The sequence below is a fragment of the Duganella aceris genome, assembly GCF_011090165.1.
GTDB classification, from domain to species: Bacteria; Pseudomonadota; Gammaproteobacteria; order Burkholderiales; family Burkholderiaceae_D; genus Rugamonas; species Rugamonas aceris.
The window spans coordinates 191,911-216,941 of the sequence record NZ_JAADJT010000005.1 but is presented as its reverse complement, the minus strand read 5'-3'; the positions used below and the strand labels follow the sequence as shown (position 1 = coordinate 216,941).

At 59.1% G+C, this 25,031-nt stretch carries 23 protein-coding genes; 4 read left to right on the top strand and 19 right to left on the bottom strand.

Features of this window, described 5'->3' with window-relative positions:
* Positions 1-5: 5 nt before the first annotated feature.
* Together GW587_RS12750 and GW587_RS12745 are read right to left on the bottom strand one after the other, a co-directional pair.
* A complete protein-coding gene (locus GW587_RS12750) occupies positions 6-542 on the bottom strand; it encodes a cytochrome b (RefSeq protein WP_166103215.1) in 537 nt (178 codons plus the stop codon).
* Positions 539-1,696, bottom strand: coding sequence for a catalase family peroxidase (locus GW587_RS12745; protein WP_229259425.1), 1,158 nt, complete (start codon positions 1,694-1,696; stop codon positions 539-541). The genes GW587_RS12750 and GW587_RS12745 overlap by 4 nt, the downstream gene beginning before the upstream one ends.
* A gap of 67 nt (positions 1,697-1,763) precedes the next feature.
* Between GW587_RS12745 and GW587_RS12740 the strand changes: the two genes are divergently transcribed.
* Positions 1,764-2,960, top strand: a complete 1,197-nt coding sequence (locus tag GW587_RS12740; RefSeq protein WP_166103212.1) for an efflux RND transporter periplasmic adaptor subunit — start codon at positions 1,764-1,766, stop codon at positions 2,958-2,960.
* Complete coding sequence (locus tag GW587_RS12735) at positions 2,957-4,384, top strand: efflux transporter outer membrane subunit (RefSeq protein WP_229259424.1); 1,428 nt, start codon at positions 2,957-2,959, stop codon at positions 4,382-4,384. Before GW587_RS12740 ends, GW587_RS12735 begins: the two co-directional genes overlap by 4 nt.
* Before the next feature lie 303 nt (positions 4,385-4,687).
* On the opposite strand, the gene GW587_RS31845 is transcribed toward GW587_RS12735, so the two are convergent.
* The 7 genes from GW587_RS31845 to GW587_RS12700 form a co-directional block, all read right to left on the bottom strand.
* Positions 4,688-4,816, bottom strand: coding sequence for an ATP-binding protein (locus tag GW587_RS31845; protein ID WP_207393486.1), 129 nt, complete (start codon positions 4,814-4,816; stop codon positions 4,688-4,690).
* Between the two features lie 66 nt (positions 4,817-4,882).
* A complete protein-coding gene (locus GW587_RS12725; RefSeq protein ID WP_166103210.1) occupies positions 4,883-5,272 on the bottom strand; it encodes a hypothetical protein in 390 nt (129 codons plus the stop codon).
* Between the two features lie 86 nt (positions 5,273-5,358).
* Complete coding sequence (locus tag GW587_RS12720; protein ID WP_166103207.1) at positions 5,359-5,874, bottom strand: hypothetical protein; 516 nt, start codon at positions 5,872-5,874, stop codon at positions 5,359-5,361.
* The gene (locus tag GW587_RS12715) at positions 5,871-6,116 is read right to left on the bottom strand and encodes a hypothetical protein (protein WP_166103205.1); all 246 of its coding nucleotides are present in this window, start codon (positions 6,114-6,116) and stop codon (positions 5,871-5,873) included. Before GW587_RS12715 ends, GW587_RS12720 begins: the two co-directional genes overlap by 4 nt.
* Before the next feature lie 460 nt (positions 6,117-6,576).
* Complete coding sequence (locus GW587_RS12710; protein ID WP_166103202.1) at positions 6,577-6,912, bottom strand: hypothetical protein; 336 nt, start codon at positions 6,910-6,912, stop codon at positions 6,577-6,579.
* 559 nt (positions 6,913-7,471) lie between these two features.
* On the bottom strand, positions 7,472-7,831 hold the full coding sequence (locus GW587_RS12705; RefSeq protein WP_166103199.1) for a HepT-like ribonuclease domain-containing protein: 360 nt from the start codon (positions 7,829-7,831) through the stop codon (positions 7,472-7,474).
* Positions 7,828-8,118 carry a nucleotidyltransferase family protein gene (locus tag GW587_RS12700; RefSeq protein WP_166103197.1) on the bottom strand — a complete coding sequence of 97 codons (291 nt, stop codon included), beginning with the start codon at positions 8,116-8,118 and terminating at the stop codon, positions 7,828-7,830. The genes GW587_RS12705 and GW587_RS12700 overlap by 4 nt, the downstream gene beginning before the upstream one ends.
* Before the next feature lie 137 nt (positions 8,119-8,255).
* Here GW587_RS12700 and GW587_RS31645 point away from each other — a divergent pair, with 137 nt between their 5' ends.
* Positions 8,256-8,390 (top strand): hypothetical protein, encoded by a 135-nt coding sequence (locus GW587_RS31645; protein WP_267878079.1) that lies wholly within the window; start codon positions 8,256-8,258, stop codon positions 8,388-8,390.
* Between the two features lie 322 nt (positions 8,391-8,712).
* On the opposite strand, the gene GW587_RS12695 is transcribed toward GW587_RS31645, so the two are convergent.
* The 8 genes from GW587_RS12695 to GW587_RS12660 form a co-directional block, all read right to left on the bottom strand.
* Complete coding sequence (locus GW587_RS12695) at positions 8,713-8,946, bottom strand: hypothetical protein (RefSeq protein WP_166103194.1); 234 nt, start codon at positions 8,944-8,946, stop codon at positions 8,713-8,715.
* 177 nt (positions 8,947-9,123) lie between these two features.
* Positions 9,124-9,429, bottom strand: coding sequence for an EthD family reductase (locus GW587_RS12690; RefSeq protein WP_166103191.1), 306 nt, complete (start codon positions 9,427-9,429; stop codon positions 9,124-9,126).
* Between the two features lie 48 nt (positions 9,430-9,477).
* On the bottom strand, positions 9,478-10,362 hold the full coding sequence (locus GW587_RS12685) for an NmrA family NAD(P)-binding protein (protein ID WP_166103188.1): 885 nt from the start codon (positions 10,360-10,362) through the stop codon (positions 9,478-9,480).
* Positions 10,363-10,592: 230 nt separating this feature from the next.
* On the bottom strand, positions 10,593-11,702 hold the full coding sequence (locus GW587_RS12680) for an alkene reductase (protein WP_166103186.1): 1,110 nt from the start codon (positions 11,700-11,702) through the stop codon (positions 10,593-10,595).
* Between the two features lie 201 nt (positions 11,703-11,903).
* Entirely contained in the window at positions 11,904-13,379 is a 1,476-nt protein-coding gene (locus GW587_RS12675) for an efflux transporter outer membrane subunit (RefSeq protein WP_229259423.1), read from the bottom strand.
* Between the two features lie 59 nt (positions 13,380-13,438).
* Positions 13,439-16,684, bottom strand: coding sequence for an efflux RND transporter permease subunit (locus GW587_RS12670; protein WP_166103183.1), 3,246 nt, complete (start codon positions 16,682-16,684; stop codon positions 13,439-13,441).
* Positions 16,685-16,705: 21 nt separating this feature from the next.
* Positions 16,706-17,881, bottom strand: coding sequence for an efflux RND transporter periplasmic adaptor subunit (locus GW587_RS12665; protein ID WP_166103180.1), 1,176 nt, complete (start codon positions 17,879-17,881; stop codon positions 16,706-16,708).
* A gap of 11 nt (positions 17,882-17,892) precedes the next feature.
* Positions 17,893-18,744: an alpha/beta hydrolase gene (locus GW587_RS12660; protein ID WP_166103178.1), complete on the bottom strand. Its 852-nt coding sequence runs from the start codon at positions 18,742-18,744 to the stop codon at positions 17,893-17,895.
* A gap of 221 nt (positions 18,745-18,965) precedes the next feature.
* Here GW587_RS12660 and GW587_RS12655 point away from each other — a divergent pair, with 221 nt between their 5' ends.
* A complete protein-coding gene (locus GW587_RS12655; protein ID WP_166103176.1) occupies positions 18,966-19,949 on the top strand; it encodes a LysR family transcriptional regulator in 984 nt (327 codons plus the stop codon).
* On the opposite strand, the gene GW587_RS12650 is transcribed toward GW587_RS12655, so the two are convergent.
* Entirely contained in the window at positions 19,946-22,102 is a 2,157-nt protein-coding gene (locus tag GW587_RS12650) for a carboxy terminal-processing peptidase (RefSeq protein ID WP_166103173.1), read from the bottom strand. The genes GW587_RS12655 and GW587_RS12650 overlap by 4 nt on opposite strands.
* Before the next feature lie 56 nt (positions 22,103-22,158).
* A complete protein-coding gene (locus GW587_RS12645; protein WP_166103170.1) occupies positions 22,159-24,813 on the bottom strand; it encodes a M1 family metallopeptidase in 2,655 nt (884 codons plus the stop codon).
* Positions 24,814-25,031: the final 218 nt, after the last annotated feature.

Sequence of the window (25,031 nt, the reverse complement as noted above, 5' to 3'; positions counted from 1 at the left end):
CTGAACTACTGCGAATCGCCCTTGGCCATCTGGCCGAACACTTCGTCGCGCCGCACCCAGGCATGAAACAGCGCAGCACCAAGGTGCCCCAGAATGGTCAGGAAGAGCAGATATGCCAGCGCGCCGTGCAGCGGACGCAGCAAACCATATGCCTCCGCGCTATGCGGCACGATGGCTGGCAAGTGCATGCCGCCGAACATGGGGATCGGATAGCCGCCAGCCGACAACATCGCCCAGCCGATCACCGGCATCGCCAGCATCAGAGCGTACAACAGCCAGTGCGACGCATGCGCGGCGAATTTCTGGATAGCCGGCAGGTCGCTCGGCAGTGCTGGCGTCGGCCGGGTCAGGCGATTGACGAGGCGCACGATGGCCAGCAACAGAATCGCAATGCCCAGCGGGCGATGCAATGCCAGCAGTTGGGTCCGGTACTGCAGTGACACCACCATGCCGGCACCCACAAACAGCATGGTCACAATGGCGATGGCCATGGCCCAGTGCAGCAGCCGGGCAAGAAGATTGAAGTGCTGTGGGCGGTTCATCGGGCGCTCCCGTTCTGGCCAATAGGATGGGCGAATTTGCCTTCGCTGATCTCGCGTTCGCGGCGGTTGAAGGACACCGAGTACGCCGCAGAACGGGCATGCAAAATCGGATCCGCACTGCCGACAATGCCGTCCGGAAGTATCAAGGGGTCGAAATTAAGGTCGCGGCAAGGACCACTCGCCTGCTCTTCGGCATGCACCACGGTCAGGGTACCGATGGTGGTCTCCGGCCTGGTGTCGGGCCACGCCTTCGACGGATCCGTGATCGGATCGCCAGGCGCGGCGAATTGCACCACCATGTCCCAGATCAGCGGACGCGAGGCAAGGCGCCGGTCCAGGTCTTCCATCAGAAAATTGGGATCCGCCGCCTTCAGCTGCTCGGGGCTCATCGCCGCGAACGGCAGCCGCGGACGCATCGACCAGCGTACCATCCGGTCGGTACCGGCCGCGTCCGTCAAGCGGAAAGCGTTCACGCCGTTGAACCGCGTACTGCCCAGACTGTCCGACCGGGGCGCTGCTTTGGCCCAGGCCAGGAACGCGCCGATCTCCGGATTCGCGGCCAGCACCGCCTTCATCTTCTCCGGATCGGGCTTGCCTGTGGCGGGATCGGGTTTGCCGGCCTCGTTCATCGCCTGAAATGCCTGCGGCGTGGCTGTGGCAAAGAAAGGGAAACTGTTCATCGCGATGCGCCACTCCTGGCCGTCGTCCGTCTTGAGCTGCACGGCCATCCCGCGCACCGGCGAAGCGCCGTCCGGCGCATAGGGGTTGTTGGAGGAAGCGGAAAAGCGGCCGATGACGGCGATCGACGGCTGAGAGAACGCGCGGGCCTTCGACAGCTTGGCCGCGTCAGGAGTCGGCGCGAACGTACCGGCAAAGCAGACGCCCTTGCTATGCGCACGCCGGAATCCCTGAGCTTGAGCGCCCGAGGTCTCGGCGAAGTCCATCATTTTTTGTGGTGTCAGCTGATGGTTGCCGAACCAGCCACCCACCCACGCGAACAGCGCGGCGATAACGGCCAGTATTAAGGCAATAGGCAACAACAACAGCATGGAACCGCGGCGCGGATCGGGAGTGGGCATATCGGTCTGGCTTTCGTTGAGTTGATGGCTGGCGACAGGAATTGTGTTGTCAACAGGATCATAGCGCGTTTCCATCCCCGGCTACCCGATACCGGCGCATGAGTGCGCTAAAATGACCGCTGTTTTTAATAATGTAAAACTGATGAACGACGAAAAAGCCAGCTCTCACCGCCCTATTTCCGCCAGCGCCTTTTTGGTGCTGGCACTGAGTGTAAATATTCCCTTAGCACAAGCAACGGACTCACCGGAAGCGCCGCCGGCGGCGGAGGTGACAGAGGTCAAGCTCGACACGGTAACCGTGCGGCGCGGCGACCTGGAGCAAACGGTCGACGCCATCGGAAAATTGCAATTCCACCGGTTCGCGGATGCGAATGTCCAAGTCGCCGGCCAGATCAAAAATGTACTGTTTGCAGTCGGCGACGCGGTGCAGGAAGGCAAGCTGGTGATGGAGATCTCGCCTGCGATCCGCGCCAACCAGATGGAGACTAATCGCGCTCAAATGGCGCGGCTGCGGGCCGAACTGGCGGACCAACAGGCCCAGACCGACTTCGCCGAGTTGCAATTCAAGCGCCAGACACAGCTCAAGGCACAAAATGCCACCCGCGAGGAAAGCTTTGAATCGAGTCGCATGAGCTTGTCTTCGGCGCGCGCCCGGACGGACGCCATCAACGCGCAGATCCAACAGCTGGAGGCGACGCTGAAATTCGATGAAGAAAGCAGCCGGCACACGCAGGTGCTCGCGCCGTTATCGGGGACCGTGGTGGCGGTGAACGCGCGCCCCGGGCAAACGGTAGGCGTCGGCCAGGCGGGCTTGCCTTTGATGCGCATTGCCGATCTGTCGCAAATGACGGTCCAGGCACGCGTGGCGGAGATCGATGTGACGGGCCTGCGGCGCGGCATAACCGCCAACTTCCAGACGCCCGGTTATCCCGGCCGCACCTGGTCGGGCAAACTGCGCCAGGTGCTTCCGGTACCGGCCGAGGGAACGGGCGAGCAAGGCAAGCAGACTTTCTACAACGTTCTGTTTGAAGTCGATAATCCGCAACAGGAACTCATGAGCGGCATGACGACGCACGTGCAATTCATCGTCGCCCAGGCCAAGGATGCGTTGCTGCTGCCGGCCAATTTGCTTGGCACGCGTGATGCGGCGGGAATGTATCAGGTTTCTGTGGTGAACCTCGACCGGCGGATCGTGGCGCGTAAAGTGAAAATCGGCTTGCGCACCGCTCAGCAGGCACAGGTGCTCTCCGGGCTGGAGGCGGGCGAGCAAGTGCTGGTCGGTCCGGTGCCGGCACCGGCGCTGCAGCCCAAGCCAGCGGCGGCGGTGGGTAAGCCATGAGCCAACGCACTGCGCACTGCGGCTTGACTCTGGCTTGCGTACCGCGCGCGTCCATGCTGGCGGCGAGCCTCGCCGGCGTTTTGCTGGCCGGGTGCGCGCACAAGATTCCCGTGACTGAAGTGGTGCCGGCAGTTGAATTGCCGGCCGGCTGGTCGCAGGCCGGCAAGCCGGGCCAGCAGGCATGGCCGGATACCCACTGGTGGAAACGCTTCGGTAGCGACGAGCTGAGCCAACTGGTGCGCGAGGGGCAGGAAAGCAATCTGGAACTGGCCGCCGCGCTGTCGCGGGTTCGCCAGGCGGCGGCGCAGGCGCGGATTGCCGGGGTCGCGCTACTGCCATCCGTCGATGCCTACGCCGGCGCCAGCCGGGATCTGCCGCTCGCGGGCAATCACAACGCCAACGTTTCGTCGAGCGGCTTGTTGCAGGTGTCTTATGAACTTGATTTTTGGGGCAAAAACGCTGCCAGCGTTACCGCAGCCGAGGCATCTCTCCGTGCCAATTTCTACGATCGTCAGACCGTTGCCCTCACTGTCACCAGCGGTATCGTGTCGACTTATCTAAAACTGTTGTCGCTGCACGACCGTCTCGACGTGGCGCGCGAGAACGCCAGGACAGCGGAGCATGTGCTGTCGCTGGACGAAGCGCAGAGCAGCGTCGGTGCCGCCACGTCGGTCGACCTGGCACGTCAACGTTCCGCAGTCGCCAGCCAACATGCCGCCATCCCCGATTTGCTGCAGCAGCAGCGCGAGGCGCAATCCGCGTTGGCGATCTTGCTCGGCCGGTCGCCGCAAACTTTCAGCATCAGCAATAGCGGACTCGCCACCATCGGCTTGCCCGACGTGACGCCGGGCATGCCGTCCGAGTTACTATCGCGGCGCCCCGATATTCAGCGGTCGGAAGCGCTGCTGGCGGCCGCCAGCGCGAACATCGACGCAGCGCGCGCGGCATTGTTTCCCAGCATACGTCTGACTGGTTCGACGGGCACGCAAAGCAGCGCCTTGAGGTCGCTGCTCAACGCACAGAATTTGTTCGCGAATGTCGGGGCGTCGCTGGTAGCGCCGATTTTCGATGGCGGGCGTCTGCGGACCGAGCGTGATCTTGCCATCGAACAAAAACAGGAACTGGTGCAGACCTATCGCTCGACCGTCCTCGCAGCTTTGGCGGAAGTGGATACCGTGCTGGGCCAAATCAACAGTCTGGACGAGCAGCGTCGGTTGAAAGAGGTGGAACTGGAGCAGACACGTCTTGCGTTCAATTTGTCGGAGATCCGCTACAAGGCCGGAGCGGAAGACTTGATGACTGTGCTCGATACCCAGCGCAACCTGTCGGACCTGCAAAATGAGCTAGGACTACTGAAACTCAAACGCCTGCAAGCCACGGTGTCGCTCTACAAAGCTCTAGGCGGAGGCTGGCAGGCTGGCTGACCGCCGATGAATCTGCAAATGATGCGTTCAATGGCCTGCAGCATATGGGCCAGATAGTCCACAAAGCGCTGGCGGTCCCTGCTCAAACCATCAAAAGCCGCGAAAGCCAGCCTGTAGCATCACAAACTTCGAGCGACAATCGATCCCGTCGCATCAATGCGTCGCCAACAGATGTGTTATCAATGAACGATATCTCACAGGCGTTGGCTGAATACGGCCAAACTAGCGACTCTTTTGGAGGTTTAACGCCCTAATCGCCGCGCTTGCCCGGGCGTTCGTTTTCTGGGCCGGCTTCATGCAATATCAGGCGCTACGCGAAGCGCAACAAGACGCTGGCAGGCGCACAAAATAAAACGACAAGCCAAGGCGGCAAGCATGGTTGCCCAGCGCGCAGGCGATCCAAGACTTACCTGTTCTCGATGGGCCGGTCAGCCTGAACGCACCGAGTGCATCGATGCGGTCAGTGAGAACAGGTGGCGGCGTTGGTTAGTAGTTCTGCTAGCAACGGCGCATGCTTTTTTGTATGCACATGGCGTGGACTTCCGTGACATCGGCGGCATCTAATGCCCAGCATGCGACAAGCAGGGTCGCGGCGAGTTCCGCGTCCAGATCTTCTGGTTCTCTACCGACGGTACCGGCCAGAGCTGCACTAATCGACTCGGTCAATTCATCTCGGATGGCCCGAGCACGTGCCTTGAGTGTTTCGCGGGCGTTGATCGTCTCGATGAATTTCCTACTCCCGTCGAAGAAGCGAATATAGGACTGTCGTTCCCTAACGATGCGATGGGCAAACAGGCGAAGCGCCTCGAGCGGCGCAACATCGCGACCGCGGGTCTGCAACGCGGCGTACATGTCTATGCGTGCTGCCTCGTCAAGATCGAAAAACATGTCCTCCTTGCGAGCGAAATGGTTGAACACTGTTTTGCGGCCCAAGTCGGCGGCCTCCGCGTGGTCGAAGCCGCACTAAATTTAAACTAGAAAGGCACCGTCGCCATCGTCAAGATCGTCGCGCAATCTCCATTGAACGCCAGATCGACGCGCCAAGTTTGGTCAGGCGTCCAGTGCCGGGTGGAAAGCGTAATGACTGTCGACCGATCCGGTATGCCGCTGGCATCGAGCCGAAGCGGCGCAGCCAGCACTTCTTCAACCTCCCGCCGGTTCACGCAACCATTCAGCGTCAGGCGCAAGTAACCTGTTTCAGCAGAACCCTTTTTCTGCGAATTTGCGCGCCAGCGCATTTCGGCATGGTCTCCCACGGCTATGCAATCAGTATGGCCTTGCTGGTCCGCGCACTTTGCACTTCCCATTCCCGCAGCAAAATTCCGGTTGACCGAAAGTGGGTCGAATGGAGCTGGTTCTGCCATCCACAATACCGCCGCTTGTAAGGGTTGAGCCCCAGCATTAAGCGATATAGTCGCGGCAAAAGAAAGTAGACAATATGCGGAAAACATTAAGGTTGCTGAAAACTGGCGCATTGAAAGGCCCTTCACGTGAGTTCCGTGCTGCTGATTCCTACACTACCGACTTTTGGCCTACCGTACTCGTCGTACAGTCCGCTGGCAACGTTCGAGTTAAACGGAACTGCATTGACGACCACGTTATTCCAGCCCCAATCCCATCCGCCGCCATCACCTGGAATCATTTTCATGTTGTGATGAAGAATATACCGTCCTTTAAGCCGCCCGGCCCAAAATGAACGATCTCCGACGGCGATATGCTGTACGTTGATCATGCCCACGCCATCAACTGAGACCACTCTCTCCCACCCGCAACGCGTAACGTCTGCCTCATCGAATCGGACCGCAACAAACTCCCCCAGCAATTGCGATGGATTCCGCGTACCACAACTCCAACTGCTGAACGCAGGCTTTCCTCGTCTGCCAATTCCAACTCGTCGCCAACGTGGACTTCTCCAGCTGTTTTACCGCACGGCAGAATGGATTCAATTTCAACACATCCACCCGAGTAATCACCCGCCGAATCACCGTAAAACGCCGGTATGTAATTGGTCGGCTCCGGAGACCAGTTGCTCAGTGCACTATTTGCTGCAGCCTGATAGCCAGAGTCTTGCGAGAAATATGTACCGACTGTTTGCGCTGCCGTGCCGAAAACGTCAGCGGCTGTTGAATTAAGCGCGCTTGCGACCGCTGAGTTGGATTTCGAAAACAGGTCATTGATGTTAGAGATTCGCGTTACGCGGAAAGCTCCCCGTTATCGCGGACCTCAGCCGTGATACCAGCGCCAAATATCGACGATTCGCCCTCGCGGGGGAAGAACCATTGCTTGAACTCCGTGGCGGTTTGGACATAGCTGAATGCGATCGTGTCTCTGAAGTCGTATACCCAGCGGCCGACTTCGTGCACGAGTATTTCCGCGTACGCTTGATCGTATGAAACCCCGGTAACGTTAGCCGTGGCCTGCACATCGCGGTCAATCATGTGGATGGTATTTGTCGTCCTGTCGAAATGCGAATTTTGTGAAGTGGAACCATAAATTACCTGAACATGATTGCCGTCAACGACTAACACCTTCTGACCGGAATATTCTCTCCTTCGCCATACCATCACCCCGATAAAATCTCAATAAAATCAATAACTTGGCGAAGACCCCTTCCTAATTTAGACACGGGAAAAGGCGACGAATTTCCCGAAAATACCATCAGCACACCGACCGTTTGGGTCGGTAGAAATTATTGAGTAAATTCAGTCACTTAGAGCTAAAATGACCATCAGGTATACCATCACGAACTCGGCCGACGCTGATGGTATTCATTGCCTTCCATCATTACTTGCAAATCGTCGTACCATCATGATGGACCATCAAATCAGCTCGCTTGGCGTTGCATGAGCTTGCCAAAATCGGCGGCCCCAAAAAGAAAAAGCCCCTGAAAATCAGGGGCTTAATCTCATCCATTTGCCAGACAGCGCCAGCCGGCGCAGGCTACGGAATCATTCCCACTCGATTATTAACGTGGCACCCAAGCTATTGATTTAAATAAGAATTTCAAAAAGAGCCAACCGCAATACCATCAAAAATACCATCAATCGGGAGCGTGCGAGTACGTTCTGTAAAACCAGAAATTTACGCTCAAGCCAAGCTGGAAACGGCATCCTGTACCCGACCATACAGCCCGGGAAGATCGGTGTGAATGGTCGTCCATACAATCTCGTAATCAACCTTGAAATATCCATGGGCAACCGCGTTGCGCATCTGGTAAGCAAATGCGAGAGGCAATTCCGGATGCTGGGCTGCAAATTCTGGATAATGCCGTTGAACGTTATTACTGGCTTCACCGAGGATTTCCAAATTGCGTATCACCGCATCCTGTACCAGTTCGTTTTGAAGAAAGGCTACCTCATCCAGTAGTTCGGTATAACGGGTGATACGTTCAATTGCCTGCAGCATATGCGCCAGATAGTCCTCCAAGCGCTGTCCGTCCTTGCTCATACAGCGACGGCCTCGGCCAGGACAGCGGCGCGAAACTTCTCAGGTAGCGCCTTCGGCGTCAGTACATCAACTGGCACGCCTAGCAGTTGCAGCAGTTCATGCCTAATGGCGCCAATGTCAAACAGCGTCGTCTCGGGTGTCGGGTCGACCAGAATGTCCAGATCGCTGTGTTCGGTATCACGGCCTTGCGCCACTGAACCGAATACCCGAGGATTGCACGCGCGATACCGTTCCACGATCTTGCGGATCGCGGCGCGGTTGGCTTGAAAAGCGTCCGATGGTTTCATGACTGCGAGGAGTATCACTAGATGATGGATAAAGCCGATTGTAGCATCGGTAAAGCTTCGCCACCTGACTGCGACGCAATGAATCCAGACGCCCATCGCTTCATCACTAACTCAACAAGTGGTTCGCAGCAACGTCAATGAAAAATCTGAAAAACGGCTTTGCAGGCCGTTTATCATCTATAAAAATCAATGACTTAGAGGTTTGCCACACTTTTCACCGCACCAGTCCAATCTTTTTGAGCGTTTTGATCGCCGGCAAGCCTCAGCAATAAATGGCAGTATCTATCGCTCATTAGCAACTGAGTGTCTGCACCGCCCCTAACGGAACCGTGTCGCGAGTCGCGAGAATACTCCGCCAACACTATGCCTTGCGGCGCTCAGCCACTCTTCACAAGCGCTCAGCGTCTAGCCCGCTCTGACCTGCCCTCAGCAGTTCATGGAGCGGTATGGCGCGGAAAAGCGGCAGCAGGCGGAGTCGCTGTGCCTCGATGCCGCGTTCGACCTCCCCCAGAAACACGCCACACAGATCCACCAATTCATCCATCCGTTGGCCATTCAAGCCCACCACACGAATGTGCCAGCAACTGACATCGGTCAACCTTCTTCCGCCACCCGGTCGACGCAATAATTCAAGCGCAGCTGGTTGTATTCATAGCTGTTGACGGCACGGGCGACATGTTTGTCGCGGTAGGCCAACAGATAATCATGCACCTCCCGTTGTCGGGGATCGAGCAACCCCAGGACGGGTTGCCCAAGTCGAGCGCACACACCGATAAGGAGCGGCCGGCAGTATTTCACCACCATCGCGATGAACAGCGCATCCCCCATCGATTCGCAGGGGATAGACCAGATACCAATTGTCGCAGTTGACCAAGAGTGGGACAAGCGCGGTTGGCATCGGTCAGGACTTGCTAGGCACGCTGTAGTCGCCGCCTATCGCCTAGGCCACGCCTTGGTCGAACCGGCGTGCGGTAGTTTTCGCAGCGTCTGAAGTTCTCCGCGCCCCTACCCAACTATAACCTCACTGATTTGGTATACAGGCTTGATCGCCGTGAAATTCTGAATGTCGCCATTCAACTCCTCCGCGTGCTGCGCCAGGGCTTGTTCAAAATCCGCCACCGATTCGCTGAAAATATGACACATGCCGATATAGATAGGCGCACTGCCGGCAACGCCGCCCGACAGGCCCCTATCAATCGTGTATGCAAACCCTAGTCTTGCCTTCACCAGCGGCATATGGACGTTGCAATAGTAATCATGATCAAAACGTACACCAGGCTCGTTTGCATACATTACACTGACTTTAATCATCCTACTCTCCGGAAGGAGCGCCCTATTCGAGCGCTCCAGACATTGAAATTATTGCTTATAAACTGCGGCGAATTTCTTGGCGAAAGTTTCGATAGACGTGCCGGAATAGGTAGCCTTCGAACTCACGTAGTGCTCGAACAATCGGCCGCTATCGAGCGTCTCAAACATCTCGACGTAGTCGTTGGCGGCACCTTTCGCGAAGCCGTAGCTAAGCAACACGTTACGGAAGTCCTCTTTCGGTACGCGCAGCCATTTCAAGTCGGGAATGCCGATTTCTTTGCCGATCAGCGTGGCGATTTCGTCGGTGCCCGATTCATCGCTGACGATGTAGCGGAAAGAATGGCCCTTGATGCCGGCGGTCAGCGCTTGCGCCGCAGCGCGCGCGATGTCTTCGGGGTCCACCACAGTAAAGGTGCCGTCTGGGATCTCGAACATATTGCCCATGTGGCCGGCCGTCTTGATCAGATCAATCGACAACAGTAGGTTGGTGTAGAAGTAGCCAGCGCGCAGATGCAGGATATTGACGCCATCCAGCGTGTTGAGGACTTTCTCCGCCAAGCCCATGCCGCTGATGGCGCCTGCGTCGTCCAGACGATGGGCGCCGTAGCTACTCAGGAAGACGGCATTGGTCACGCCAGTGGCCTGAATAGCAGTCTTGAATCCTTCAGCGAAAACGATGCTCTCCTTTTTCTGATCGTCCGAATTCCACATCGGCGGCAGCATCAGATAGACCCCGTCGGCACCCTTGAAGGCGTCAGTGAGGAACGCCACATCGTGCAGGTCGCCGATCGCCGCTTTAGCGCCCTTGGCGACCAGCGCCTTTAAATTGTCCGGGTTGCGCCCAACCACGGTCACGTCATGCCCTCCCTGCAACAGCATTTCAGCCAATGGTTTGGAGACATTGCCCGCGCTGCCAGTAATTACGTATTTCATTTCAAGTCCTTTTTTGAGTTGCTGCAATATGCAGTTGAGGCCGATGTAGCGCGGACGCTTCCCGACCGAATGGAATCGGACTCGCGTCCGTCCTGATGAAGCGATTATGGCGATGGGATCGGCGTAGATAGATGCGCGCCATCCCACAAGACAATTTAATTAAACAAACAATCGCCCGCCGTCTGTGGATTCTCCAGCCGCGCAAAACGCAATCTGTCGACGCTCCGCGGTCAAGCGACGCCAGCGAAATCTGAAGCTTGGTACACCGGATAATCGGTGTAGCCAACATGAGTCCCTCCCCAGAATGCCTCACGGTCATATTCGTTCAGCGGCAAACGGTGCTGCAGGCGATACGGAAGATCAGGATTCGATGCGAAGAAGCGGCCGAACGCCACCAAGTCGGCATCGCCCTTGGCCACGATCGCCTCGGCACCATCACCGTTGAAGCCACCGGCCGAGATGATCGGACCACTGAAGGATTGACGCATGAACTCGGATGCCACCGGCAACTGGTGCTCATCCAGCGTTTCGACGCCCTTCACGCGCGGCTCGATGATGTGCAAATAGGCCAAGCCGAATTTGTTCAGCTGCTGCGCCGCGTAACTGAAGGTCGCCTCCGGATCCGAGTCGAAAATCGAGCCCCACTGCCCACTCGGCGACAGGCGCACGCCGACGCGGTCCGCACCCCATACGGAAACCAAGGCCTCGACCACCTCCAATAGAAAACGGGTGCGCTTTTCACGCGTGCCGCCGTATGCGTCGGTGCGTTTATTCGTGCCGTCTTGCAAAAAGGTATCTGCCAGATAGCCATTGGCCGAATGCAGCTCGACGCCGTCCAGGCCGGCGGCCTTGGCGCGGATGGCAGCGTTGCGGTAATACTCGATCACCATGTCGATCTCATCGACGTCGACAGCGCGGTGCGGAGAAGCGGGCACCCAGCCATCCTGCGTCAGCACGTTGGTCTCGAACGGCACCACCGATGGCGCGATCGGCAACGGGCCGCCGGTCAGGTCAACGTGCGACTGGCGGCCGTCATGGCCCAGCTGCATGAACAGCACGCCACCTTTAGCGTGTACCGCGTCGGCGATTTTGCGCCAACCTGGCATATGGCTGTCTTCGTAAATGCCGGGCGCGCCGAGGTAGCCACGGCTGTCATAGGAAACATGGGTCGACTCGGTGATGATCAGGCCTCCGGCAGAGGCGCGCTGCGAATAATATTCGACCATCAGATCGCTGGGACTGTCGTCCGGATTGGCGCGTAGGCGCGTCGTCGGCGCGTGCACCACTCGGTGCTGCAACGTGTAGCGGCCGAGCTGGAACGGCGAAAAAAGCTTGGACAAGGGGATACTCCTGTGTGGAAATGAGCAAATTGCCTTATCCAATAATAGGGACGCTTCCCCTCGCGATAAAGAGTCCACAGTTCCTAACATCCCGGACAACAATGGCTGCAATGCCAAGGATAGGTCCCGCCGCCTCTGAGTCAGAACATCGCCGCCGCATAGCGGCGGCGATGCCACCATGCTCATCACACGAAGCCGCTGCTAATACGCGCCACCCCAACCGCCCCCCAAAGAACGAATCAGTGCAACGGTGGTTTCGGCACGACTGCCACGCAGCTGCACGGCGCTGCGTTCCACCACGCTAAGGTTGCGCTGGGAGTCGAGCAGATCAAGATAGCTGGAACGGCCGGCGTCATACAGCTTCTGTGCGAGGACAGCTGAGCGGCGTGCGGAAGTGACAGCGCCTTCGATCTGTTCGGCCTGGCCAGCCAGAATGCGCAGGCCGGCGAGATTGTCCTCGACGTCTGCGAAGGCCACCAGCACGCTTTGGCGGTACGCTCCAACCGATTCCTCCAAGACAGCTTCGCTACGCCGAATATTGGCCTTGTTTCTACCGCCATCAATCACGGGCATCGACATAAGCGCTCCTAACACCCAGGAGCGACTGCTCCACCTGAACACATCGGCGAAGGTGTCGGACAGGCCACCGCCCTGTGCGCTGAGGTTGAGCGCCGGGAACATGACCGCCCTGGCCACGCCTATGCGCGCGTTTGCGCCCACCATGGCGCGCTGCGCGGCGACGATATCGGGACGGCGCTCGAGCAGCGTCGAAGGCAAACCCGCAGGAATCAGCGGCAGGAACGCGCCATCGAGCAAAGGATTCACATCGACGGCGAAATCGCTTGCCGGCTTGCCCAATAACACCGCCAGCGCGTGCTCGTTGGTGACTCGCTGCTTGCGTAGGCCGATGGTTTCGGCGCGTGAAGTGGACAGTTCCGTGAGCGCGCGGGACAAGTCGAATTCACCAATATCGCCGAGCTCGAAACGGCGCCGATTGACCTGCACACTCTTCTCCCGCAGGCTCACAGCCTCGGCCAGGGTGACTAATTCCGCATCCGTTTCACACAATCGGAAATAGGTGCGCGCCACATCGGCCTGAAGTGACAGCAACACCGACCGATACGTCGCCTCGCTGGCGGCGGCGTCGGCGGTCGCGGCGCCGACGCCCGACGCGACCCGGCCAAACAGGTCAACCTCGTAGCTGGCCGTCAGATTCGCTTGGTAGATGGTGCTTGGATTGACCTTGGCGCCTTTGGGGTAACCGAGCTCCAGCGGCGACGGTTGGCTGCGCCGCGCTCCCGCGTTGACGCCGACTTGCGGAATCCGGTCTGCCTTGGCGATACCGGCGATGGCGCGCGCCTGTTTCACGCGTGCCGCCGCCACGGCCAGGTTTTGATTGGCCATGGTGGCGGCGTCAATTAAGCCGCTCAGCGCTGGATCGTTGAAGGCCAGCCACCATTCGCCGCGCGGTTGTGCTTCGGCCGGCCGTCCCGGTTTCCAGCGCGTCCCATCGGCCGCCGTCATTTCGTCGGTCGCCGCACCTGACTCCTTGAATGCGAACGGCGTATCGACCGCAGGCAGTTTGAATTCCGGCGCCGCGCAGGCGGTGAGCATCAGCGCCGCCAGCAACGGCGTAACGCGTTTTGACATAGAAATAGTTGTCATCGTATTTTTCATGTTGGTGAACTTTTTACAAATCCCCGGCATAGGCGCCGGGGTGGTTGCCAACCGCGTGGCTACAGCGCGCCGGATTCCGCCTTCGGTCCGATGTGCTCCGCCGTGAGCTCGGCGAAGGCAGCATCGGTTTCGTCTATGCCATGTAAGTGCGGAGCATGACCATGTTTGTCGATCAGCCGCTTTGCGCCCCCCAGCCTGCGCAGCAACACATACAGCACTGGCACCAGCAGCAGCCCGAACACGGTCACGCCCAGCATGCCCGAGAACACGGCCACACCGATCGCATGCCGCATCTCCGCGCCCGCCCCGCTCGACGTCAGCAGAGGAATGACACCCATGATGAAGGCCAGCGATGTCATCAAAATCGGACGTAGTCGCAAGCGGCTCGCCTCAATTGCAGCCTGAACGATAGTCCGCCCCTGCATTTCCAGCTCCCGCGCGAACTCCACGATCAGGATGGCGTTTTTGGCGGACAGCCCCACCAGCACCATTAGGCCGATCTGCGTGAAAATATTGTTATCGCCGCCCGTCAGCCATACACCCAGCAGCGCCGCAAGAATACTGACAGGCACGATGAGTATGATCGCCAGCGGCAGCGTCAGACTTTCGTACTGCGCGGCCAGGACCATGAAGACAAGCAGCACGCTGATCGGGAACACCCACATGGCCGTGTCGCCGGCGAGCTTTTGCTGATAGGTCAGGTCGGTCCACTCCATCTTGATGCCCCTCGGCAGCGTCGCGGCGGCGATGCGTTCAATGGCCGCCTGCGCCTGGTCGGAGGAATAGCCCGGTGCGGGACCGCCGTTGATATCCGCGGCGGTGTAGCCGTTATAGCGGACCACCATTTCCGGACCGAAGGTCGGTTTGACTGTGACCAGTGAAGACAGCGGCACCATGTCGCCGTCGGCGTTGCGAGTCTTGAGCGCTCCGATATCATCGGCATCAGAGCGGAACGGCGCATCGGCTTGGACCCGGACCTGGTACACCCTGCCGAAGCGATTGAAGTCGTTCACATAGGTCGAACCCAGATACACCTGCATAGTTTCGAACACATCCGTCACTTTGACCCCTAGCTGCTTTGCCTTTACGCGGTCGAACTGCACATCCAGTTGCGGCACGTTGATCTGATAGCTTGAGAACAACGGCCCCAGCTCCGGCGCCTTGGCCGCCGCTTTGATAAAGGCATTGGTGGCGTCGTTCAATGCGGCATAGCCCAGCGAGCCGCGGTCTTCCAGTTGCAGCTTGAAGCCGCCCAGTGTGCCCAGGCCCAAGACTGGCGGTGGAGGAAATACACCGATATATGAGCCCTTTATCGCGTTGTACTTGGCCGACAGATTATCGGCAATCTGGTTAGCGGATACACCCAAGCGCTTACGTTCCTCAAAACTTTTCAAGATGACGAACATGATTCCGGTGCTGGACGAGTTGGCGAAACCGTTGATCGACAGGCCTGGAAACTGCGCCAGCGACTGGACGCCGGGCTCATTCATCGCGATCTCACCCATCTGGCGAATCACCGCCTCGGTGCGATCGAGCGAAGCGCCGTTCGGCAACTGGGCCATGGTGATGACGTATTCCTTATCCTGCGCCGGCACAAACCCGCCGGGAACCACTTTCCCCATCAGGATGGCACCGCCCAGCAAAACAACGTACAGCAGGATCATCGAAAACTTGCGTCCGATGACGGCGGTGACTCCCTTGCCATAAGCATGAGAGCCGCGATCGAACAAGGCGTTGAAGCGCCGGAAGAAGCCGCCAAGCACGCGGTCCATGGCACGGGTGAGCCAATCCTTCGGCTCATGATGCCCTTTCAACAGCAGCGCGGCGAGTGCTGGCGACAGCGTCAAGGAATTGAAGGCGGAAATTACCGTAGAGATGGCGATCGTCATCGCGAACTGCTTGTAGAACTGGCCGGTCAGGCCCGACATGAAGGCTAGCGGCACGAACACCGCCACCAACGTCAACGCGATGGCGACGATGGGACCGCTGACCTCGCGCATCGCCTGGTAGGTGGCCTCGCGCGGCGACAAGCCGATGGATAGATTGCGCTCGACGTTCTCGACGACGACGATGGCATCGTCGACCACAATACCGATAGCTAGCACCATTCCGAACAGCGACAACGCATTGACTGAATAGCCAAATCCCAATAATAGAGAAAACGTCCCGATGATGGAAATCGGCACGGCCAGCAAGGGAATCAACGATGCACGCCAGGTTTGCAGGAACAGGATCACCACCAACACCACCAACGCGATAGCCTCGATCAGCGTATGGATTACCGCGTCGATACTAGCGCGCACAAAGCGCGTCGGATCGTAGACGATGCGGTACTCCATGCCAGTCGGCATGTCGAGCTGCATCTCGGCCATCGCCTTATTGATGGCGGCGGCGATCTCCAGCGAGTTGGCACCGGGTTGTTGGAAAATCCACAGCGCGACCGCCTGCTGATTATTGATCAGAGCGCGCAAGCCGTATTCCGAGGTGCCAAGCTCGACCCGCGCGACATCCTTCAGGTAGGTCACACCGCCGTCGGACGAGGTGTTCAGCACGATGCCCTGGAATTCCTCCTCGGTCTGCAGTCGGCCTTGGGCATTGACGTCGAGCTGCAGCGGGACGCCGGGTGCTGGCGATGCGCCGATCACGCCGGCCGACACCTGCACGTTTTGCTCGCGAATCGCCCGGACCACATCTGTGGCGGTCAAGCCGTGCTGCGCTACTTTTTGTGGATCGAGCCAGACACGCATCGAATAGTCGCCAGAGCCCTTCAGCTGGACGTCGCCGACGCCAGGGATACGCGATAGACGGTCGCGGATGTTGATCAGCGCATAGTTACGCAGATACTTCATGTCGTAACGGTTGTTCGGCGAGGTGACGTGCACCACCAGCGTCATCGTCGACGATGCCTTGATGGTGGTCACGCCCAATCGCTGGACGTCTTCCGGGAGGCGTGGTATCGCCTGCGAGACGCGGTTCTGCACCAGTTGCTGCGCCTTGTCTGGATCGGTGCCAAGCTTGAAGGTGACGGTGGTGGTCATGTTGCCGTCGCTGTTGGCCTGCGACTGCATGTACAGCATGTCCTCGACACCGTTGATTTGCTCCTCGATCGGCGCGGACACCGTTTCGGCGATGACCTTCGGATTGGTACCTGGGAATTGTGCGTGTACCAGGACCGAAGGCGGAATGATCTCGGGATATTCCGAGATCGGCAGCTTGAACACGGCGATAATGCCGCCCAGTAGAATAAGCACCGACAGCACACCCGCAAAAATCGGACGGTCGATAAAGAACTTGGAAATGTTCATGTTATTTTTCTTTCTTGCGTGTTACGACGGATTTTTATCCGCGTTGGAGGGAGTGCCGCCGGTCATCGCCACCGTCTTCACCTTGACCTGTTCGTTCGGTCGCGCCCGCTGAAGGCCGTTGACGATGATCCGCTCGCCAGCGGTCAACCCAGATTCGATCACGCGCAGACCGTCATGCAAATTGCCGGTGCGCACTTCGCGGTACTGCACTTTGCCCGAGCGATCCACCGCCATGACGAATTTTTTGTCCTGGTCGGTGCCGATGGCGGCATCATCCACCATGATCGCGGCATGCGGAGTGCCACCACCCACCCTGACACGCGCGTACAGCCCCGGCAACAAGGCGCCGTCGGCGTTGTCGAATCGGGCGCGGACGCGGATGGTGCCGGACTTGGTATCCAAACGGTTATCGATGGAATCGACCTTCCCGCTGCGTGAGTAAGCCGCCTCGTCGGCCAAGCCCAGTTGCACCGGCACGTCGGCCTTGCCGCCATGGCGCAGGTAGCGCAAATAGGTCTGTTCATCGACCTCGAAGGCGGCGTAGACCGGTGAGACAGCAACGACCGTTGTGAGCAATGGTGCGTTGGCCCCGGCCGAAACAATATTCCCGATGGTCATTTCCGCGCGCGAAACGCGGCCCGACACCGGCGCCACGATTCGCGTGTACGCCAGATTGATCTGGGCAACCTCTAGCGCGGCCTGGGCCGCCTTCAAATTCGCCGCCGCCTCCTGCGCCGCATTGTGCGTCTGGTCGTAATCGCGCTTGGCGATGGCATTGTCGACCAACAGACGGTCGGCCCTGACCGCATCGGTAGCGCTATAGCCGCTGCGCGCCTGCGCCGCCGCCACCTGCGCCGCGGCGCGGTCCACCTCGGCCTTGTAAGGACGCGGATCGATGGTGAACAACGCCTCGCCCTTCCTGACAAAGGCACCATCGCTGAAGTGCACCGCGACGATGGTGCCGCCCACCAACGGCCTGATCTCCACCTTGTCGATGGCTTCGATACGCCCCGAATAGCCTTGGTAGTCGGTGATCTTGGACGCCACCACCTCGGCGACATCGACTTCCGGTGCGCTTGCGGTCGGAGCCGCTTGCGCTCCGGCGTCGGCGCCGTACATGACGGCGCCGGTGCCGGCGGCGCCGATAATCAACGCCACCGCCAAAGCGACAGCGCTACGCTTGTGTATGAAATGCATAATAAAACTCCTTAATATTGAGAAAGGCCCGTTTGCGGGGCAGGACGTAAAGGTCGCGCTCGCGCCAACCGCCTAGTGAAGAAAGCAGCGACATCGGCAAGGACTGCAGGATTGCTCTGCATGGCGTCGTGCGTGGTGGTTCGGTGACGCACAACTTCGGTTGGTACGCCGGCGGCGATCAGCGCCACCGCGTACTCCTCCGCCTCACGCCGCAGCGGATCGAGTTCCGCAGTGACGATGAAAGCCGCCGGTAGCCCCGCCAAACGATGCGATTCGAGCGGTGCCACATACGGATGCCAGCGCTGCAGCGGGTTGGGTAGATAGGCGCGGTAAGCACGTGCATATTTGCTAAGGTCGCGTTGATCGTTGTCGCTCGTCCCCTGAACGCCCCCGAAGAAGAAGCGGGTCATGCCGGGGTCCAGAAGCGGTGCTAGCAACGCCTGCGCGGAGATCGTCACCAATCGTCGGTCACGTGCCATGCTCGCCAAGCCGGTGGCGACATTGCCACCGGCGTCGTGGCCGGCGACACCGATGCGTCGCTTGTCGGCGCCATGGCCGCGGGCATTGGCGAAGGCCCAAAGCAACGCCAGGTAACCATCCTCCAGCGCTGCGGGAAAAGGAAACAGCGGCGCCAGCGAATAGGCCACAGTAATCACCCACGCGCCGGTATCTGTCGCGATAGCGCGTGCGGCAAGATCGGCCGCGCAAAGCGAACCGGCACAGAAACCGCCACCGTGAAAATACAGCACGATGGGCAGCATCCGCGCGCCGAGACACCGATAGGTGCGTAGCATGATCGGCTGCGCATAACCCGCTATCGACACGTCTTCAATGTGCAAGACCACATCCGGTTTCGCCGGCATAACTGTTTCAGGCGCTTGGCGCCTGCCCCACTGAGTTGCAATGGAATACAGTGTAGGGACGTGACAGCCTCAGATAAATGGCAAGAACGACGCAATACAATTCACTATTTCTAAATAATGAAAGGGTTCCGGGACCACCGGCGAAGCGCCGACGTCCCGTATAATCCGATGCTGGTGTCCGCGTCGCGTCGCGACGGCGCCGCCCCGAGCAGGAGTGCACGATGGACCGTTTGCAAGCAATGAAAGTGTTTATCCGTGTCGCCGAAAGTGGCAGTTTTTCGCGCGCCGCCGACATGCTATCGATCCCGCGCGCGTCGGCCACCATCGTCATCCAACAGCTGGAAGCGCACCTGAAAGTGCGCCTGCTACAGCGGACCACGCGCCGCCTCAGCCTTACGACTAGCGGCGCCGCCTACTACGAACGTTGCGTGCGGATCTTGGCGGATATCGACGACGCGGAAAGCGCCATCGACATGACGTCCCAGAGTCCCCGCGGCAAGCTGCGCATCGATATGCCGACCTTGCTCGGCAGGCTGATCGTCATGCCGGCGCTGTTCGAGTTCATGGCGCAGTATCCCGACATCGAACTGATGGTCGGCTTCGGCGACCGTCCCGTCGACCTGATCCAGGAAGGTGTCGACTGCGCCATACGCATCGGGGTTCTGCAAGATTCGACGTTGGTGGCGCGCCGTCTGGGCGACTATCAGGCGGTGACGGTGGCCAGTCCCGCCTACCTTGCCCGGAACGGCGTACCGTTGACGCTAGCGGACTTGGACAAACATGTCGCCGTCAATTATTTTTGGGGCCGCCACGGTCGCCTGATGGAGATGACCTTCGTCGTCGATGGCCACAGCACCAGCATGAAGATTCCAGGCGCACTCGCGGTCAACGACACGGATGCATACATGGCCGGATGCCTACGTGGAGCAGGCATCATCCAGGCACCGCTTTGTACGGCTGCGGAGTATCTGCAGTCAGGGGAATTAGTCGAACTTCTGAAACAATGGAAACCGATGTCGATGCCGATATCGGTCGTCTATCCACAACACCGCCACCTCTCGCCGACTCTACGCGTTTTTGTCGATTGGGTGGCGGAGCTGTTTGAAAACCATCCGCTGTTGCAGCAATCTGCACAGAAGCGCGCTGCCGCGAATAAAAAACCGCACGTGCGCAGCATCGCGGTGGCGGAGACGGCGGGCAGCTAGCGCCCTTGGCGAGGTGGTTCGATCGCCTTGCCGCGCCGGGGTATGGGACGCGCCGAATCCACCAGCAAAGGCTGTTGCGCCACCATTAGAGCGGCCTCGTCGGCCAATACATGGACCGCCTCATTGAGCACGATATCCTTGGTCTTCTTGGCCGCAGCTTCAGCCGCCAATTCGACAAATAAAGAACGCTCATCGCCTTGCAGGCCGTCGTCCGTACGATACTTCTCCCCCGCCATTTTTTCCCGCGATCGCAAGCGCGCGACCTGTTCATCGCGTTCCCTACGGCGGACCGTTTCGTTGAGCGAGATGACGTTCGCCTTCCTCAACTTGCCCTGCAATGCGAGGTCTTCTTCCAGATAGCGGTAGGCCTTGTCGGAGGCGGTGCGCGCCAGGTGCTGCCTATCGAGCGTCATAACGACAGGCGTCAGATCGCCGGCGGGCACGAATGGCAGCGGCTTCAGCGTAGTCCATGGTAAAGCGTTGTCGTAGCTTGACTCGCCGAACGTCTCGTCGTCCGCCAGCGGCAGCAGCCTGATGTCTGGCACCACGCCCTTTAATTGGGTGGTGCCGCCGTTCACGCGGAAGAATTGAGCGATGGTCATCTTCACCTCGCCCATACGCGGCTTCTGCCCCTGTCCGAAACGATCCAGACCGATCACGGTTTGCACTGTGCCTTTGCCGAAACTGGTGGTACCCAGTATCAGACCCCGTCCATAATCCTGGATCGCCGCCGCGAAAATCTCGGACGCCGATGCCGAACCACGATTGATCAGCACGCCCATCGGTCCGTCCCAGGCCATGCCGGGCTTGGTATCGCTGGAGACATTGATGGAACCGTCGGCATTTCGCTGCTGCACCACCGGCCCCTTGTCAATAAAGAGCCCGGTCAAATCGACCGCCTCATCCAGCGAACCTCCTCCATTATTGCGCAGGTCCATCAAGATACTGTCTACCTTGGCCGTCTTCAGCTCTGCCAACAGCACAGCGACATCGCGCGACGCGCTTTTGAAGTTCTTGTCGCCGTTGTGCCGCGCCTGGAAATCCTGATAAAACGCCGGCAGGGAGATAATGCCGATGCGGCGCTTGCCAGCGCCTTCACCTGACTCCACTATCGACTTCTTGGCCGACTGCTCCGCCATGGAGATGGTGTTCCTTACCAATGGTACCAGGATGTGTTTGCCATCCTGCCCCGCCTGCGCTGGTAGAACCTCCAACCGCACCGTCGAGTTCTTTTTTCCCCGCACCAGCTCCACGACATCGTTGATGCGCCAGCCGATGATCTCGGCAATTGGTCCTGAGGTTCCCTGCCCCACGCCGACGATGCGATCGCCGATATGCAGTTTGCCCGACCTCGCCGCAGGACTGCCGGGTACGATATTGCGGATCACGGTGTAATCCTCCCTGGTTTGCAGGGTACAGCCTATGCCTTCCAGCGACAGGCGCATGTTGAAGTCGAATGCCTCCGCGACGCGCGGGCCAAGGTAATTGGTGTGCGGTTCAACCGACACCGCATAGGCATCGATGAATATTTGGACCACATCCTCGCTGTCCATTTTGTGGATCCGAGTCACATAGTTATCGTAACGTTTAAGCAGTGTGTCGCGGATGGCCTTGTCGTTCTTTCCCGCCAACCGCAGCCTCAGCCAGTCGTTTTTCACCCATTTGCGCCATAGCTCATGCAAGCCCTCCTCGCCATCGGGCCAAGCCTCCTTTTCCCGATTCAGTTGAACGCTTTCGTCGACTGAAAAATCCAGATCCGTTTTCAGCATGCTACGGGCATAATCCATGCGTGCCTCGAAACGCTGTTGGTACAATGCGTATAGCGCAAAAGGAACCGCCAGATCGCCATGTGAAGTCGCCTCGCCAAGAGTGGGACTGCTTTTCAAGTAAAGATCAACGTCAGCTTGGGAAAACAGCAGCCGCTCCGGATCCAGAGCGTCGAAGTAGCGACGCATGATTTTCTCGGACATGGCCGCGTCCAGCGCCATGGGCCGGTAATGGTAGCGCGACAGGATGCGGGTGCTCCAGACAGCGGCGGCGGACGCCGACGCGTCCGGCGACAGCGTGACGCCGGGCCGCAGCGCGTCGCCCTGCGCCGCGCTCCAATGCATGCTCACCGCCAGTATCAAAGCGGGCATTAACGACTTTTTCATAAGCTTCCAATGAGTTCCCAAAAATCCTCCCGACTACACCGATGTATTCGTCCCGATCAATTTTGATGGGCGACAAGCCATGTGTCGATCGCCGGCAGACGTTCGCTGCGCACCTTGATGCGGTAGCGAATGCTGGCCATCGCCGTATCGACATTGCGCCGCGCCTCTTCAGGCAGATTGGCTTTTGCATAGGCGTCAAGCTTGCCAAGCATCGCCGGATCTGCCGTTCCTTCGGCCAAGCTTGGGAAGTAGCGAATCACGGCAGTGCTGTCGATCTTGGCGTTGACCTCGGGCAGATGCGCGAGCGCGAAGTCGAACGCCTGGTCCGGATGCAGTGCGGCGACCCGCAAGATCATTTGCGGACTGTTTGTGGCGCCAGGTTCATCGGTCAGGGCCAGCTCCAGCGCGAGTTTGGACAGACGCGGGTCGATAGACGACGACAGCAAGTCGTAGAACTGGTCCTTGATCAGCTGCGATGTCTCGGTGCGGGCCGCCGCATGCAGACCGTCCCAAGTCGCCGCATCTGCGTGGCGCGCAACCACGCGCAGAATGGTCTTGCGCAACGCCACCGGCACCGCTGTGGGGTCTTCGGCTCGGGCAGCGTAACGTCGGCGCGCCTCGGCGATGACCAGCGGATCGCCCAAGTCGCTGAGCGTGCCGATCAGGCTGGAGCGAAGGATCGCATACGGTTCCGGCTCGCCCTGTCGCGCGGTCCAGCCGAGCTGCGCCAACTTCGGCGCCAGGCGCGCGATCGCGTACGAAGCGAACTTCCGCTGGCGCGTCGGGTCGGCTTCATAGTGGTCATTGATCGCATCAAACACGCCGGCGATTTTGCTCCAGATCTGGGTGTCGGCGTCCAGCGGTGTGCCGCTCGCCAAATCGAGGAAGCTTGAAGCGTCTTGCTCACCAGCCAGTCCCAGCGACCAAGCGTCCGACATCAGTCCCAATTGGTCGATCGGCGCCAGGGTACCGAATGCAGTCGCCAACTCGGTGAAGGCGCGCTGCGCGTACAGTGTGCGGTAATAGCCACTCTGGCCGGAATTCACCAGCAGCGGGCCGCAACCATCCAGGTGCAACGTCACCTTGCCGTCGCTCAGTAACGCACGCATGGTCGCGCCGCCGATAGTCTGAACGACCACAGGCACCCGCCAGGACAGCGGCGCTTTCTGCGGTTGATCCTGGCTAAATTCCCCCTGCGTCAGCGTGACGGTGGTAGCGCCGTCGGCGCAGACAGCATCGCCCACACTGATCATTGGAATGCCCGGCTGTAGCGTAAAGTCGTGTGCAATGGCGGTTATCGGCTTGCCAGCCGCTCTTTCGACGGTTTTCCAGAGATCGTCCGATACTGTGTTGCCGTAAGCGTGATCCTTCATATATGCGCGCACGCCTTCGCGCCACGCATCCGGACCGACATACGCCTCGAGCATCCGTATCACCGACTCACCTTTTAAATAGGTTATGAAATCAAACGCGGAACTGGCCTGTTCAACAGTCTCGATATGCTGGACCACGGGATGGGTGGTGGCGATAGCATCGAGCTGCATCGCCGATTCGCGCACCCGGACGCTCGACATCGCGGTATTCCACTCAGGATGGAGCTTTGCCGTGGTACGGTTTTCCATCCATGAAGCGAAACCTTCGTTGAGCCATAGCTCATCCCACCATTGCATGGTCACCAGGTCACCGAACCATTGGTGCGCCATTTCATGCGCCAGCGTTTTAAATACCGACTGCTTGTCGGCTTGAGTCGAAATAGCGGGATTGAGCAACATCGCGTACTCGAAGGTGAAAATACCGCCCCAGTTTTCCATCGCGCCGAAAAACTGGCTGCGGCCGGGCGCCGCGACGTTATCTAGCTTCGGCAGCGGATAGCGCACACCGAAATAATCGTTGTACTCGGCGAGTACGGATTTCGTGGACTCCAATGCGAACTGCGCCTGGCTCAGCGCACCCTTTTGGGTGACGACGCCGATCTCGGTATCGTCGACCTTGGCGGTGGCGCGCTCAAATTGGCCAAGGCCAAAAAACAGAACATAGGTCGCCATCCTGGGCGTGGTGGCGAACGTAACGCGTTTACGTCCGTCCCCGAGGTCGATGCTGCTGGCGGCAGGCATGTTGCTGACGGCCATATCGCTGGTCGGCACGGTAACGTCGAGCGCGAACGTTGCCTTGTAGTTCGGTTCGTCCCATGACGGCACCACGCGACGCGCGTCGGAATTCTCAAACTGAGTGTACAGCGCCCGCTGGTGCCCCTCTTTATTGTCGTAGTCGAGCGAGAAAAGGCCGACCGGCTGGGTGCCGATCTTTCCCGCGTACTCGAGCGCCAACCGGTGACGGCCCCTGCCTACTGGTTTGGCGAAGGTGAAAGTAGCGATCTGCCGCGCGGTGTCAAGAACGATATTGCTGGCGATCACCGGCGATTGAGTGCCCTCATCCAGCAACGTAGCGCTGCTAAAAGCCAAGCCTGCGGCGTTGAGCGTAATGCTGCTGCTTAATTCCTTGAAGTCCAGCGTGATGACGGTTCTGGCGACGAAGGTACCGGCCTTGGCGTCCGGCGACAAGGACACCGCGTAATGGCTGGGTACGACATTGCGCGGTAGTTGCGTCGTAATCGGCGCGGCGGTGGGAGTGGCAGCGCTCGCGTAGGCAGCGGGGGCAGCGCACATTGCGATCATGATGGTTGCGGCGACGGAAATAATACTGCGATGCATTTGCTACCCTTTGCAAGAAATCAAATGAAAAAGATGCGACCGGTGCCTGTTCGATTGTGGCTGGGCGAAGCCATGCCGAAGCGGGCAAGGAATATTACTGGCAATGCGGATCAGGATTGATACGGCTCCGCTCCGCACTGTTCGGACAAAAAGTTCCATCGCTTCTTGTATACGTTTGACCGGGACCATGATCGCGTCACAGGCAATTTTCCCGGAAG

Bases quoted from the DNA above. Each gene is read 5' to 3' on its own strand.
- GW587_RS12750 (WP_166103215.1), bottom strand. From the start codon at position 542: ATGAACCGCCCACAGCACTTCAATCTTCTTGCCCGGCTGCTGCACTGG.
- GW587_RS12745 (WP_229259425.1), bottom strand. From the start codon at position 1,696: ATGGAAACGCGCTATGATCCTGTTGACAACACAATTCCTGTCGCCAGC.
- GW587_RS12740 (WP_166103212.1), top strand. From the start codon at position 1,764: ATGAACGACGAAAAAGCCAGCTCTCACCGCCCTATTTCCGCCAGCGCC.
- GW587_RS12735 (WP_229259424.1), top strand. From the start codon at position 2,957: ATGAGCCAACGCACTGCGCACTGCGGCTTGACTCTGGCTTGCGTACCG.
- GW587_RS12725 (WP_166103210.1), bottom strand. From the start codon at position 5,272: ATGTTTTTCGATCTTGACGAGGCAGCACGCATAGACATGTACGCCGCG.
- GW587_RS12715 (WP_166103205.1), bottom strand. From the start codon at position 6,116: ATGATCAACGTACAGCATATCGCCGTCGGAGATCGTTCATTTTGGGCC.
- GW587_RS12705 (WP_166103199.1), bottom strand. From the start codon at position 7,831: ATGAGCAAGGACGGACAGCGCTTGGAGGACTATCTGGCGCATATGCTG.
- GW587_RS12700 (WP_166103197.1), bottom strand. From the start codon at position 8,118: ATGAAACCATCGGACGCTTTTCAAGCCAACCGCGCCGCGATCCGCAAG.
- GW587_RS31645 (WP_267878079.1), top strand. From the start codon at position 8,256: ATGAAAAATCTGAAAAACGGCTTTGCAGGCCGTTTATCATCTATAAAA.
- GW587_RS12695 (WP_166103194.1), bottom strand. From the start codon at position 8,946: ATGGGGGATGCGCTGTTCATCGCGATGGTGGTGAAATACTGCCGGCCG.
- GW587_RS12690 (WP_166103191.1), bottom strand. From the start codon at position 9,429: ATGATTAAAGTCAGTGTAATGTATGCAAACGAGCCTGGTGTACGTTTT.
- GW587_RS12685 (WP_166103188.1), bottom strand. From the start codon at position 10,362: ATGAAATACGTAATTACTGGCAGCGCGGGCAATGTCTCCAAACCATTG.
- GW587_RS12675 (WP_229259423.1), bottom strand. From the start codon at position 13,379: ATGAAAAATACGATGACAACTATTTCTATGTCAAAACGCGTTACGCCG.
- GW587_RS12670 (WP_166103183.1), bottom strand. From the start codon at position 16,684: ATGAACATTTCCAAGTTCTTTATCGACCGTCCGATTTTTGCGGGTGTG.
- GW587_RS12665 (WP_166103180.1), bottom strand. From the start codon at position 17,881: ATGCATTTCATACACAAGCGTAGCGCTGTCGCTTTGGCGGTGGCGTTG.
- GW587_RS12660 (WP_166103178.1), bottom strand. From the start codon at position 18,744: ATGCCGGCGAAACCGGATGTGGTCTTGCACATTGAAGACGTGTCGATA.
- GW587_RS12655 (WP_166103176.1), top strand. From the start codon at position 18,966: ATGGACCGTTTGCAAGCAATGAAAGTGTTTATCCGTGTCGCCGAAAGT.
- GW587_RS12650 (WP_166103173.1), bottom strand. From the start codon at position 22,102: ATGAAAAAGTCGTTAATGCCCGCTTTGATACTGGCGGTGAGCATGCAT.
- GW587_RS12645 (WP_166103170.1), bottom strand. From the start codon at position 24,813: ATGCATCGCAGTATTATTTCCGTCGCCGCAACCATCATGATCGCAATG.